The organism is Paraburkholderia franconis, from assembly GCF_009362735.1.
In the GTDB taxonomy this organism is placed as follows: Bacteria; Pseudomonadota; Gammaproteobacteria; order Burkholderiales; family Burkholderiaceae; genus Paraburkholderia; species Paraburkholderia franconis.
The window spans coordinates 1-682 of sequence record NZ_WHNP01000253.1 but is presented as its reverse complement, the minus strand read 5'-3'; the positions used below and the strand labels follow the sequence as shown (position 1 = coordinate 682).

At 61.1% G+C, this 682-nt stretch carries 1 pseudogene; it reads left to right on the top strand.

Annotation, left to right across the window (positions count from 1 at the left end):
* A pseudogene (locus GCT13_RS48045) lies at positions 1 to 335 on the top strand (amino acid:proton symporter); the annotation flags it as partial.
* Positions 336 to 682: the final 347 nt, after the last annotated feature.

Here is a 682-nt window from a genome sequence, read left to right as displayed (position 1 = left end):
CGAAGTGGCCGCTGACGGGCGAGATCATCCTGCTGATGATCGTGGCGCTGCCGGTGTTCTTCTACTTCCAGGCGAAGTCGGGCTTCACGGGCTTCAACGAGGACCTGAAGGCGGCGTGGTGGCTGGTGGCGTACCTGCCGGGCATGGCGATCCTGTCGCTGATCGGCAGCAGGCAGTTCGGCGGGATGGGGCTGTTGCCGTATGGCTGGGACATGCTGGTCGTGATCGTGTTCTCGCTCGTGTTCTACTACTGGGGTGTGCATACGGGCTATCGCACCGGGTATCTGGACGAGCGCGAAGCGCAAGACGAGATTCTCGAAGGCATTGGCGCCTGATTGCCGCGAATTGCCTGACTCGCTAAAGCAAAAGCCCGCCAGAATCCTGGCGGGCTTTTTTTCGTGTGCGCCCAGCATGGGCGCACTCCTGCGGGTGGAAGTCCCGCCATAAGCTGATCACGGCAAATGAAGTGAAGCGCAACTGCATGAGGGTGACCGAGTGTGGGGAGGAAGCGTGGAGCGTAAATCGCGAGCCGATGGACAAGAACCGTATAGAAGGCGCTGCCGAGCAGGGCGAGCGGGCACGTAACCGCGAAGCTCCCGTGATCAAGGCGAAGTGGCGTAGATGCGGCGGTTGTGCGATGAAGGAGTGCGTTCTTACCTGGGGAGATCTCGCCTTGTGCCTG